The organism is Tissierellales bacterium (assembly GCA_025210965.1).
In the GTDB taxonomy this organism is placed as follows: Bacteria; Bacillota; Clostridia; order Tissierellales; family JAOAQY01; genus JAOAQY01.
The window spans coordinates 22,613-35,373 of the sequence record JAOAQY010000098.1 but is presented as its reverse complement, the minus strand read 5'-3'; the positions used below and the strand labels follow the sequence as shown (position 1 = coordinate 35,373).

Genomic DNA, 12,761 nt, shown 5'->3' with positions numbered 1-12,761 from the left:
TTGATTTCCTATCGTATTACAATACTAAGGCGTGCTTGAAAGAATCTTTGTGTTCTTTGGGTACGTCTATTTTGTTTATTGGGGGTAGGTTATATGAAAAAGATAAAGATAATGGCATTGTTATTGGCTTCAGCTATGATAATGATGTCGGGAGTTGGTTGTTCAAATGGTGGAGATGAGAAGGTAGAAAAAGAATCTTCAGCACTTCAAACAGAAAGCACTGAGAGTGCTCAAAAAGCAGAAAGTGAAGTTACATTCAAGGATACAATAGTGTATGCACTTTGGAGTTCGCCAGATGGATTTTTCAATCCAGCGCTTTCAAATACTACTTATGATGGATCGGTAAACGGTCTGGTTTATGATTCTCTTATAGGTTATGATGTGAATATGAAGATGATACCTGCTATGGCGAAGTCATGGAGCGTATCAGAGGATGAAAAGACTTTATCGTTTGAGCTTAGAAATGATATAAAATGGCATGATGGACAGACGGTGACATCAGAAGATGTTGTGTTTACATTTGAAAGTTTAGCAGATGCAGGATATACAGGTGCTTATGGAAGTACTGTGGAAGGAATAGTAGGTTATGATGAGTACAATGCAGGAGATGCAGACCACATAAGTGGTATAAATGTAGAGGGTCAAACTATTTCTATAGAGCTAAAAGATGTTTATGCTCCAGCTCTTATGAATATTGGTCAATTTGGCATACTTCCTAAGCATATTTGGGGAGAAGTTGCTGTAGCTGATTGGCAAGAATCGTCTGAATTACTTGCAAATCCTATTGGCTGTGGTCCTTATAAGTTTGTAGAATTTGAAGATGGACATCATTTGAAATTAGAAGCAAATGAAGATTATTTTGATGGACCTGTTGCTACGAAAAACTTTATATTTAAAATAACTAGTCGAGACAGCGTTCAAGTAGAGCTTGAAAATGGAGAGGTAGATATCGCAGATGTATCGGACATGAAACCTAATGATATCCAAGATTTAGAGGCAAATGGCATCGCGCTTTCATCTTTCCCAAACAATTTGATTCAATATATGGGATTTAATCTTAGAGATGATAGATTCAAAGATATAAAGGTTAGATCGGCTATCATGCATGGTATAGATAGAAAACTTATGGTAGATGTACTGGTAGGCGGTCAGGGACAGCTTATAAATACTCCTATGATTCCAACTGGCTGGGCATATCCTGATGCGAGTAGCTTAAACCCTTACGAATACGATGTTGAAAAGGCGAAAGCTTTATTGGCAGAAGCGGGATGGGAAGATAGAGATAATGATGGAATACTAGAAGATAAAGATGGTAATGATTTTAAGGTTGTACTTACGTATCCATCAGGTGATAAATCTAGAGAAGACTCTGCTCCTATAATTCAAAGCTATATGAAAGATTTGGGTGTAGATATGGAATTAGAGATGTTAGAATTTAAAGCTACTATGGCCAAAGTAGTTGGAAATCATGAGTTTGATTTATATCTAATGGGCAATAGTTTAGATTCAGACCCAGATCCAAAACCATACTGGCATTCAACTGCTATGAGTGATGAAAAAGGTGTATATGCTTGGAATATAGCTGGGTTCCAAAATGTTGATGCAGATTCGCTTATGGAAGCTGGTCTTGCAACTACTGACCAAAACGAGAGAACTAAGATTTACAATGATTTTGGTGTGCTCATGAATAAAGAACTTCCTTGGGTTACTTTGTATTCTAAAGATATCATGATGGCACATAATCCACATTTGAAAAATTACAATCCAAGTACTTACACTAGATTTGTAGATGTTGAAGATTGGAAGATAGAAAACTAGATATGAAAAAATTTGTTCTAAAGAAATTACTATCATCATTTGTACTATTGATACTTATTACAATGGCTGTGTTTGCTCTTACTCACATGCAGCCAGGTAATCCCTATCTTGATAGACTAGGGCCAGATGTATCGGCAGAGCAGTTTGAGCAGATGCTTGTAAAACTTGGCTACTATGATCCTATTTGGCTTAAGTATCTTAAATGGCTTCGCCAAGTAATTTCTGGTGATTTGGGGTATTCCATAAAGCATGGACAGCCGGTAATTATGCTTATCAAGAAGTATTTGTTACATTCGATAGTGCTTGTAAGTGTATCTTTTGTACTTAGCTCTATCGCTGGAATAGCGATAGGAATAAAAGCTGGAGGTGGATCTAAGTGGTTTAAGAATATTGTGCAGTCAAGTTCTATAGCTCTACTTAGTCTTCCAAGTTTTTTCATGGGGATATTGTTCATAAAGTGGTTTGCCTATGATTTGAAATTGCTACCTGCTTCAGGTATGTACTCGCTTAAAATTTCAAGTAGTGCTCCGTTTGTGGACGTATTTGTAGATAGGATAGCACATATGATACTTCCGGTGGCTGTGCTTATGCTCATGAATATACCTGCTATAGTTCAGTTTACAATGACAAATATGGAGAGAGAGCTGCGCTCTGATTATATAAGAACTGCTAAGTCAAAAGGAATAGGACGAAAGGCGATTCTTTGGAAGCATGCGTTTAGAAATATGGCAATTCCTATAGTTGCTTTGCTTAGTTTGCAGGCTCCTATGGTATTTTCAGGTGCAATGATTACGGAAACCATATTTAGTTACCCCGGCATGGGTAAACTCGGATTTGATGCTGTGCTTGGTAGAGATTATCCGCTTATAATGGGAGTACTACTTGTAAATACTGTTGTGGTAGTTGTGGTGAATTTTTGTGCAGATTTTATCTATGCACTCATTGACCCTAGAATCAGATTAGTGAAGGGGAGTGAGTAGAGGATGAAATCAAATATAAATCGAAATAAGCGGGGAGTATTTACAATTTTACTAATTATGATATTGCTGACTATTACTATGGTTTGTTTTGCGGCACCTCTTTTAACTAATTATGATCCGAATGATGTAGATCTCATATCAGCAGATAGCCCGCCAAATTCATCGCATTTGCTAGGGTGTGATGAATTAGGAAGGGATATCTATTCGAGAATGTTATATGGCGGCAGAATATCCATGACAGTTGGTTTTACGGTTGCATTTATACAATTGACCATCGGTGTAGGGATGGGAATGACTTCGGGATATTTTGGAGGTTGGATAGATATAATGATGATGAAATTTGCAGAGCTGATTCAATGCTTTCCATTTTTCATACTGGCTATTAGTCTAGTCTCAGTAGTTGGGGCTGGTTTTTGGAGTGTTGTAATAGTGCTTGGAGTACTTGGCTGGCCTAGTATATATTTTATAATAAGAGCGGAGAGTTTAAAGCTTAGAGAGTCAGAATTTGTACTAGCGGCTAAAACCCTAGGAGCGAGTGGTGCTAGAGTAATATTTAAGCATATACTTCCAAATGTAGCACCACTCATGTTAGTTCAGGTTACGCTCTCAATATCATCGGCTATACTTTCTGAATCAAGTCTAAGTTTCCTCGGCATGGGAATAATGCCGCCGGATTCTAGCTGGGGAAATATTTTAATGGCAGCAAGGACTATGAGTGTGCTTAAAAATAATTGGTGGCAGTGGATGCCAGCTGGAATATGCATATTTTTTGTAGTGCTTTGTGTAAATCTGATTGGACAAAAACTAAGCAAGGATACGAAGTTCTAGTATGTAAATTCTATATAAATAAAAATCATAGATTTAAAGTTTTTTGACAGAACTTTAAATCTATGATTTTTTCTATTTTATATTTATTTTTGGTAATTGGAGAGATTGTAGCATAGTTTGAATTAAAATGTCAAATATTTTCTGATTGTTTAATATATTGAAATTTAGGGGATTACGCTGTATACTAAAGTTAATTTAAAAAAAGTTGATTTTAGAGGTTTACAAATCTATCTATAAAGTAGTGACTTATATATAAGGAGGAATGCATCATGGAATACAAAATTATAGAAGATTATATAACACCAAACAAGTATAGTAGACCACAAAAAGATTTAAAGAGGATAAAAGCGTTGGTTATACACTGGGTAGCAAACCCAAATACTTCAGCTATTGCGAACAGGAACTTTTTTGAAAGTAGGAAGGGGGGAGAAAAAAGTTATGGATCTGCTCATGAAATTATAGATTTAAATGGAGATGTAGTCATTGCTATACCAGAAAATGAGATAGCTTATCATGTCGGCTCTAAGACATATACTGACGAAGCACTAGTAAGTCTCAGTGACTATCCAAATGATTGTACATATGGAATTGAATGTACGCACGTGGATTGGCAAGGAAATATGACTGATGAGACGATTGCTACTCTGATAGCTAGATGTGCAGATTTGTGTACGAGATACGATTTAGATCCATTAGTCGATATTTGGACTCATAAACAAGTTGTAGGTTGGAAGAATTGTCCAAAGTATTTTGTGGATCATCCAAAGGAGTTTGAATTATTTAAGGAGAAGGTCAAAATCAAAATGACATCAGTGAATACTAGTGATTCTTGGAAATATGAATTAGGAAAAGAAGCGTTAGTTTACTTAGCTGATAAAAAAATTATAGATTCTCCAAAAATATGGATGGATAAATTAGATGAGCCAGTTCCAAATTGGTTGTTTTTTACAATAGTAGAGAGAATTATAAAACAAAGGGATTGTGATAAAAACTAAACATAGATGTTTTGAGCAATGGTTCATATAAGCGAAAGACTTAAAGAGAGGTTAAAAGTGATGTATGAGAAAATATTTGATCAGAATACACAGATTGAGATGGATAGATTTTTTATAGAAAACTTTGCAAATGAAGGAATTATCAAATGGTTTGAGAAAGGCGTGATAATAAATCCGCCAGATAATAATCATATATACTTGGTTCTAGAGGGGGAGTTGAATCAAGTGATGTTTTCTAAAAATGGAAGTATGATTAATTACTATAGACTTTTGAGAGGAAATATATTCGGGGAGATAGATTATTTTGATGGAAGCAGAAGTTATGTAGTGAATAAGACTATGAAGAGTTGTAAGATAGCGGTTATAGGCAGAAAGGTTCTAGAAGAAAAGTTTAAAAAAAATCCAGATATATATTCTTATTTTCTAACTAGCATAGTAAAAAAATATCGCATAGTGATGTTAGAGCTAGCGAATCATAAATTTAATGATTCGCTAGGTAGATTGGCAGATTTTTTTATAAGACTGTATTATGCAGAGGAAAATCCTTCATGTGAAGAAACTATGGATATTTTATTTACACATGAAGATATTGCAAATAGAGTGGGGCTCAATAGAGTTACTGTAACTAGAGGGATAAAGAAATTTGTAGAGCTAGAGTTGATAGAGTTTGTTGATAGAAAAATATTGATAAAAGATATAAAAGGATTAGAAAAATTCACTAATATACCAATATAACTTATGTAGGTTAAATGGTATATAGAAAAGCTCATATTATATGTTCAAAAATTAAATAAAATATAAATTTATTGTTCGGAGTTTTGTAGTCCAAGCTACAAACAATTAATGTAAATTAATATAGTATTTATATTGGTGAAGAGAAGTTCAAAAAGCCTAAAAAATTATATTCAGGGGGTATAATATGAGTGCAATAGCAGAAAAGAAGAAAAAGAGTTTTCCAACACCAGAAAAGAAAAAAAGGAGTTTCCCAACAGCGTATACGGTATTATTTATTGTTTTAATTTTGGCAGCTGTGTTAACTCATCTTGTTCCGGCAGGTTCTTATGCAAAATTGGTATTTGATGATGAGTCAAGTATGTTTGTAGTAACTGCGCCAGATAAGTCAGTTACAGAGTATGGAGCAACTCAAGAAACATTGGATCAATTGGGAATTAAAGTAGGTATTGAAAAGTTTACTGAGGGTAGTATCAATAAAGCAATTGCTATTCCTGGTACTTACGAACAATTGGATTCTAGACCACAGGGTTTTATAGAGGTTCTTCAAGCACCTATATCAGGAGTATATGATACTATTGAAATTATCATGTTCGTATTTATAATAGGTGGTATAATAGGGGTGCTAAATGCAAGCGGAGCGTTTGATGCCGGTTTTGCTAGTTTATCAACTGCGACGAAAGGAAAAGAATATTTATTAATTATCATCATTACATTCTTGATTTCATGTGGTGGTACGACGTTTGGTTTGGCGGAGGAAACGATAGCTCTGTATCCGATATTAGTTCCGGTATTTATGTTAGCAGGATATGATGCGATAGTCTGTATAGCGGCTCTTTATATGGGATCATCTATAGGTACTATGTTTTCTACAGTAAACCCATTCTCTGCTGTTATAGCATCAAATGCGGCAGGAATATCATTTACGGATGGTATGGTATTTAGAGTTATAGGTCTTGTACTTGCAACTATAATAACTATAGTTTATATTATCAAATATGCGGAAAAGATAAAGAAAGATCCTACAAAATCTCTTATCTATTCTCAAAAAGCAGATATCGAAAAGAAATTTTTACATTCAACTAAAGAGATTCCAGAATTTAATGGTAGAAGAAAATTCATGCTTACATTGTTTGCATCGGCATTTTTTGTCATGATATGGGGAGTTGCATCTCAAGGTTGGTGGTTCATGGAAATGACATCACTATTCCTTGCAGTTGGTATAGTTATATGTATAGCTTCAGGTATGGGAGAGAAGCTAGCAGTTCAGAATTTTGTTGCTGGAGCAGCTGATTTAGTAGGTGTAGCACTTACTATTGGAGTGGCTAGAGCTGTTAACTTGATTATGGATAATGGCCTTATATCAGATACTATTCTTCATAGCGCAACAAATGTGGTATCAGGAATGAATGTTGGAGTATTTTCTGTATTGATGCTAATTATATTTACGGTATTGGGATTCTTTATACCTTCATCATCTGGTCTAGCAGTTTTAGCAATGCCAATCATGGCACCACTTGCGGATACTGTAGGATTATCAAGAGATGTAATTGTAAGTGCATATCAATATGGACAAGGCTTGATGGCATTTATAACACCAACTGGTTTGATTCTAGTTACATTGTCGATGGTTGATGTTACTTACGATAAATGGCTTAAATTCATATTGCCACTAATGGGTATCATAGGTGGATTTTCAGTAGTAATATTATTATTACAAGCATTCTTGTAGAAAAATCAAAATTTAAAATCAAAACCTAGAGTATAGATTAATTCTAAACTCTAGGTTTTTTGTTGTAAAAAATATTTTTGCTAAGAAAAAAGAGATAATAACTAGAAAGTGTTTTTAATTTACTTATATTTCACGTTGAATATTTACAGACTGTATGGTAGATTATATTTATGCGTAAATTAGAAATGTTATGAATAGAGAATTAGGTTATGAAAGAATTTAGGAGGAAGTTATCACTATGGAAATTAAGGAAAAAGTTGATATAAATCTTGATAGTAAAGAATTTTTCGAGAAGCATGGACGTAAAAAAACGGTATTTACGTTCACGTTAGGTTGTAAAGTGAATTCCTACGAAACGGAATCTATGATAGAAAAGTTTGAAGCAAAGGGGTATGAAGTTGTTTCGGAAGAAGAGTTTGCGGATGTTTGCATCATAAATACTTGTACGGTAACGAATTTGAGTGATAGAAAATCTAGACAGGTTATTAGAAGAGTGAAAAAACACAATCCAAATGCAATAGTAGCGGCGGTTGGTTGTTATGTGCAGGTAGCAGAGGATAAGGTGCGAGAGATAGAAGAGATAGATGTTATAGCAGGCACAAAGGATAAATACAAGATAGTTGAGCTTTGTGAGGAGTTTGCAAGGGAGCAACACAAAATCGCTGTTGTATCTGATATCATGAAAAACAGAGTATTTGATGAGTCGGAGATTTCGGAAACGGATGGTATGACTAGAGCATATATAAAAATTCAAGAGGGATGCAATAATTTTTGTTCATATTGTATAATTCCATATGCTAGAGGGCCGATTAGAAGTAGATTAATGGAAAATATAGTCAAAGAGGTTAAAAGGTTAGTTTCAAATGGTTACAAGGAGGTTGTGCTTACCGGAATTCATGTGGGGTCGTATGGTAAGGATTTAGGAGAGCAAAGACTTGTGGATGTAATTGAAGAAGTTGCTAATGTAGAGGGTGTAGATAGAATTAGACTCAGCTCATTAGAGCCTACGTATATTACACATGATTTTCTAGAAAGAATGAAGTCTATAGATAGTTTTTGTCCGCATTTTCATTTATCACTTCAAAGTGGCTGTGATAGTGTGCTCCAGAGAATGAATAGAAAGTACAACACAAAAGAGTATTTAGATGCAGTCGATGATATTAGGAGTTTTTATCCAGATGCGGCTATTACTACTGATATTATAGTTGGTTTTCCTGGAGAAACAGATGAAGAGTTTAAGACAACTGCAGAGTTTGTAAAGACTGTAAGGTTTGCAGAGGTTCATGTATTTAGATATTCTCCAAGAAGTGGTACAGTAGCAGCAGAGAGAAAAGACCAAGTAGATGGCAATGTGAAAAATGAGAGAAGTAAAATTTTAATAGATGTGGTTGAAATGCTTTCGAATGAATTTAAAAAGTCTCAGTTAGGAAAAAGCTATGATGTACTTTTTGAACAACATGAAAATGGTCATGTTGTTGGGCATACGAAAAATTATTTGAAGGTTGGAATAGAGGGAGAAATCGAAGAAGGTGCGATTGCTTCTGTTAAACTTGAAAAAGTTTTAGGAAATTTGCTAATAGGGATTTTAAATTAACTGTAAAAGAGGTATAATAAAAGATAGTGAGATGGGAGGTGAATAGCATGGATCAATGTATTTTTTGCAAGATCATCAAAGGTGATATTCCATCTGATAAAGTCTATGAGGACGAGTTAGTTTATGCTTTTAGAGATATTAATCCAAGTGCACCTACGCATGTTTTGATTATACCTAAAGCTCATATCGAATCACTTGAGGCCTTAGAAGATAAGGATAAAGAGCTTGCTGGACATTTAGTGCTAGCAGCTCAAAAGATTGCAAGACAGGAAAACATCGCATCTGACGGCTATCGTTTGGTTGCTAATTGTGGTGAACTTGGTGGACAAGAAGTTAAGCATTTACACTTTCATTTATTAGGTGGAAGAAAATTAAATTGGCCAGCAGGTTAGGGCTTGATTTATGCGTGAAAGTATAGTATAATAACAAAGTCCGAATTCTCCTGCAGTTTTACTGCGGTATGAGAGGGGAGGTTATGAACATGGCAGAAGTTAAAGTAGGTAACAACGAATCTTTGGAAAACGCACTAAAGAGATTTAGAAGAGACATTGCTAAAGCAGGTATTTTGAAAGAAGCTAGAAAACACCAACGCTATGAAAAGCCTAGTGTTAAAAAGAAATTAAAAGCTGAGGCTGCAAGAAGAAAAAATAAAAGAAGATAATTCTCGAGGTGAGAAGTTATGTCATTAAAAGAGCAGTTGATGGAAGACTTTAAGGTTGCAATGCGCAACAAAGAAAAGTTGAAGAAAGATGTCTTGATGATGGCTAGAGCCGCTGTCAAGCAAAAGGAAGTTGATACTAGAACAGAGCTTTCTGATGCTGATGTTATCGATATTATTGCGAAGCAGATTAAGCAAAAGAAAGATTCCATAGAAGACTTCAAAAAAGCGAATCGTGACGATTTGGTTGAGCAAGCAGAGTCTGAGATTAAATTACTTGAACCGTACATGCCAGAGCAACTTTCTGAAGAGGAAGTTGAAGCTATCGTGAAAGAAGCTATTGAAGCTACTGGAGCTGAGAGCATGCGTGATATGGGTAAGGTAATGGGAGCTGTTATGCCAAAGGTGAAAGGACGCGCCGATGGTACTATTGTAAATCAAATGGTTAAAAAGCATTTAAATTAATCCTGGATATTTATATCCAGGTTTTTTTTGACTCTAAAAACTGGATTAATTTAGCTATATATGGTATATTTAAGACGTATATTTATTATTGAAATAAAGGCTGTTAGAGTATATTATATAAAGACAAAAATTTTGGGAGGCTTCGTGGTGGATTATAATAAAGAATTAGTTTTTGAAGTTAATCACCAGCAAATAATCCAGGCTTTGTTTGGCAGACATGATCAGTTTAAAAAGATGATAGAGCGAGAGACAAAAGTTTTGCTTATGCCAACAGATAGTGGATTGAAGTTAAATGGTGACGAGAAGAGAGTAGAAGCTGTAGAGGAATTGATTTCAAATCTAGTAGTACTAATAGAGCAGAAAAAGCATTTATCAAAGCAAGATTTGAATTATCAGATTCAGATGATGAGAGAAAATGGTCACAAAGATTTGACGAAGCAATTAGATGAAATTCTTTGTGTTACTTATAAAGGAAAGCCTATCAAGCCAAAAACTATGGGGCAAAAGCAGTACATAGACCGTATGCACAAAAATGATATAGTATTTGGTATAGGTCCAGCGGGTACGGGAAAGACTTATTTGGCAGTAGCAAAAGCTATCAGTGCATTTAAAAAGGGAGAGGTTAATAAAATCATAATTACGAGACCAGCTGTGGAAGCAGGCGAAAATCTTGGATTTTTACCTGGTGATTTGCAAGATAAGATAGGACCTTATCTCAGGCCTATAAATGATGCGCTTTATGATATACTAGGACCAGAAGCTCTTATGGGATTTCAGGAAAAAGGTGCTATAGAAATAGCTCCTCTAGCGTACATGAGAGGGCGAACTCTAGATGCAGCTTATGTTATATTAGATGAGGCCCAAAACACCACTAAGGAGCAAATGAAGATGTTTTTGACTAGACTTGGATATGGGTCTAGAGCAATAATTACTGGAGATATTACTCAGGTAGACCTTCCGAGGGGCAAAAAGTCAGGTTTAATTGATGCTCTTAGGATATTAGAGGGTATAAAAGGTATAGAGATAAGTCATTTTTCTAAAGTAGATGTTGTAAGACATCCTTTGGTTCAGCGAGTGATAGAGGCTTATGAAATTAGTGAAAAGAATCAGAATAAACATGAAAAAAAACATAACAATAGGAGGTAGGACAGTGAACGTTTATTTCGATGATAGACAAGATAAATTAGAGATTAGTCAAGAATTGATGGATTCTATGATAGAAGTAATAAAGATAGCATTGGTTATGGAAAATCAAACATTGGAATCAGAGGTGAGTGTATCATTTGTTGACAATAATGAAATACAGAATTTGAATTCTGATTTTAGAGGCAAGGATATGCCAACGGATGTACTTTCTTTTCCTATGGGAGAAGATGAGTTTGGGATGGAAGAAGAGGTAATACTAGGAGATATAGTTATATCGTGTGAGAGAGCTTTAGAACAATCTGCTGATTTTGGACATAGTTTCGAGAGGGAGATGCTTTATTTGACAGCACATAGTATACTTCATCTTTTGGGCTATGATCACATGATTGAAGAAGAAAAGGTTATAATGCGAGGTAAAGAAAAAGAGATAATGAAAGAGATAGAAGTGTTTAAAAACTAACTAGATCACATAATTATGCTTCAGGAGGGATTAATTTTGGCGGATGCTGACTTGTATTTGAATTTGGTGATTTTGATTGTATTACTTTTGTGCTCGGCGTTTTTTTCTAGTTCTGAGACTGCTTTGATGGCGATGAATATTGCTAAGATAAGGCAATTAGAGGAAAGTGAGAGCAAAAAAGATATCGAGCGCTTGATGGACATTTTGAAAAACAAATTGAATGATTTTTTGATTACTATTTTGCTTGGAAATAATATTGTAAATATTGCGGCTACTGCTATTACGACTCAATTAGTTGGAAGACTAGTTGGTGGAGGGCAGGGTGTTCTTTTGGCGACTTTTATAATGACTACGTTGATTCTCATATTTGGAGAGATTTCACCGAAGTCCTATGCTGCACAAAATGCAGAGAAAGTTGCACTAAAGACTTCAGGAATTCTGCAGTTTTTACAGGTTATATTCAAGCCACTTTTATGGTTGTTTACAACTATTTCAAACCTAGTTATCAGAATTGCTGGAGGAGAAATGCGTGGAGTTACAGCTGTGGTTACTGAAGAGGAAATAATGTCATTAGTAGATGTTGGCGAAGAAGAGGGCGTAGTGAAACATCAAGAGCGTGAGATGATTGAGGGTGTGTTCGAAATCGATGAGGCTGAAGTGTCTGATATTATGATTCCGCGAATTGATATGGTAGCGATAGAAGATGATACTTCTGTAGAGGAAGTCATTGCTTTGGTTATGGAGAAGGGACATTCTAGAATACCTGTTTACAGAGAGAGTATAGACAATATCATAGGTATAGTTTATGCAAAGGATTTATTAAAGATAGCAGCTGACGCTAAGCGTGATTTAAAGACTGCAAAGCTCAATGAACTCTTGAGAGAGGCATATTATATACCAGAAGGCAAGAAACTAAGCAAGCTTCTTAAAGAATTACAGTTAAAAAAGGTGCATATGGCCATAGTACTTGATGAATATGGTGGTACAGAAGGTTTGGTTACCATAGAGGACATTTTGGAAGAAATCGTAGGAGAAATATTTGATGAATATGATTCTGAAGAAAAGAAGATAGAGCAAATTGCCGACAACAAGTATATTATTACTGGAGATATGGATTTAGAAGAGGTTGAAGATGCCTTTGATGTGAAATTTAGTGATGAAGATAAAGAAGACTATGATTCTGTAGGCGGATATATATTCAATACGCTTGATAGGGTTCCTAAAAATGGGGATAAAGTTGAGCATGAAGGGCTTATTTTCATAGTAAAGAAGGTAATGAAGCGAAGAGTTAAAGAGGTTTTTGTTGAGATATTAGAAAAATTCGAAGAAGAAATCGAAGAATAGATTGGGAGC

13 protein-coding genes are annotated in these 12,761 nt (G+C 35.1%); all 13 read left to right on the top strand.

Features of this window, described 5'->3' with window-relative positions:
• The first annotated feature begins 93 nt into the window (after positions 1–93).
• The 13 genes from N4A40_07790 to N4A40_07730 all read left to right on the top strand — a co-directional run bounded on the left by N4A40_07790 (position 94) and on the right by N4A40_07730 (position 12,752).
• Entirely contained in the window at positions 94–1,818 is a 1,725-nt protein-coding gene (locus N4A40_07790; protein MCT4661749.1) for an ABC transporter substrate-binding protein, read from the top strand.
• Between the two features lie 2 nt (positions 1,819–1,820).
• Positions 1,821–2,798 (top strand): ABC transporter permease, encoded by a 978-nt coding sequence (locus tag N4A40_07785; protein ID MCT4661748.1) that lies wholly within the window; start codon positions 1,821–1,823, stop codon positions 2,796–2,798.
• A gap of 3 nt (positions 2,799–2,801) precedes the next feature.
• Positions 2,802–3,626 (top strand): ABC transporter permease, encoded by an 825-nt coding sequence (locus tag N4A40_07780; protein MCT4661747.1) that lies wholly within the window; start codon positions 2,802–2,804, stop codon positions 3,624–3,626.
• 269 nt (positions 3,627–3,895) lie between these two features.
• On the top strand, positions 3,896–4,621 hold the full coding sequence (locus tag N4A40_07775) for an N-acetylmuramoyl-L-alanine amidase (protein ID MCT4661746.1): 726 nt from the start codon (positions 3,896–3,898) through the stop codon (positions 4,619–4,621).
• A 60-nt stretch (positions 4,622–4,681) separates the two neighbouring features.
• Positions 4,682–5,356 (top strand): Crp/Fnr family transcriptional regulator, encoded by a 675-nt coding sequence (locus tag N4A40_07770; GenBank protein ID MCT4661745.1) that lies wholly within the window; start codon positions 4,682–4,684, stop codon positions 5,354–5,356.
• 184 nt (positions 5,357–5,540) lie between these two features.
• Positions 5,541–7,085, top strand: a complete 1,545-nt coding sequence (locus N4A40_07765; protein MCT4661744.1) for a YfcC family protein — start codon at positions 5,541–5,543, stop codon at positions 7,083–7,085.
• 238 nt (positions 7,086–7,323) lie between these two features.
• Complete coding sequence (gene mtaB / locus N4A40_07760) at positions 7,324–8,679, top strand: tRNA (N(6)-L-threonylcarbamoyladenosine(37)-C(2))-methylthiotransferase MtaB (GenBank protein ID MCT4661743.1); 1,356 nt, start codon at positions 7,324–7,326, stop codon at positions 8,677–8,679.
• Between the two features lie 47 nt (positions 8,680–8,726).
• Positions 8,727–9,071 carry a histidine triad nucleotide-binding protein gene (locus tag N4A40_07755; protein ID MCT4661742.1) on the top strand — a complete coding sequence of 115 codons (345 nt, stop codon included), beginning with the start codon at positions 8,727–8,729 and terminating at the stop codon, positions 9,069–9,071.
• Positions 9,072–9,160: 89 nt separating this feature from the next.
• Positions 9,161–9,340, top strand: a complete 180-nt coding sequence (gene rpsU / locus N4A40_07750) for a 30S ribosomal protein S21 (GenBank protein ID MCT4661741.1) — start codon at positions 9,161–9,163, stop codon at positions 9,338–9,340.
• Between the two features lie 18 nt (positions 9,341–9,358).
• Positions 9,359–9,802: a GatB/YqeY domain-containing protein gene (locus N4A40_07745; GenBank protein MCT4661740.1), complete on the top strand. Its 444-nt coding sequence runs from the start codon at positions 9,359–9,361 to the stop codon at positions 9,800–9,802.
• Between the two features lie 147 nt (positions 9,803–9,949).
• Positions 9,950–10,948, top strand: coding sequence for a PhoH family protein (locus tag N4A40_07740; protein MCT4661739.1), 999 nt, complete (start codon positions 9,950–9,952; stop codon positions 10,946–10,948).
• Positions 10,949–10,952: 4 nt separating this feature from the next.
• A complete protein-coding gene (gene ybeY, locus N4A40_07735) occupies positions 10,953–11,408 on the top strand; it encodes an rRNA maturation RNase YbeY (protein ID MCT4661738.1) in 456 nt (151 codons plus the stop codon).
• A 36-nt stretch (positions 11,409–11,444) separates the two neighbouring features.
• Positions 11,445–12,752, top strand: a complete 1,308-nt coding sequence (locus tag N4A40_07730; GenBank protein MCT4661737.1) for a hemolysin family protein — start codon at positions 11,445–11,447, stop codon at positions 12,750–12,752.
• The last annotated feature ends 9 nt before the right edge of the window (positions 12,753–12,761 follow it).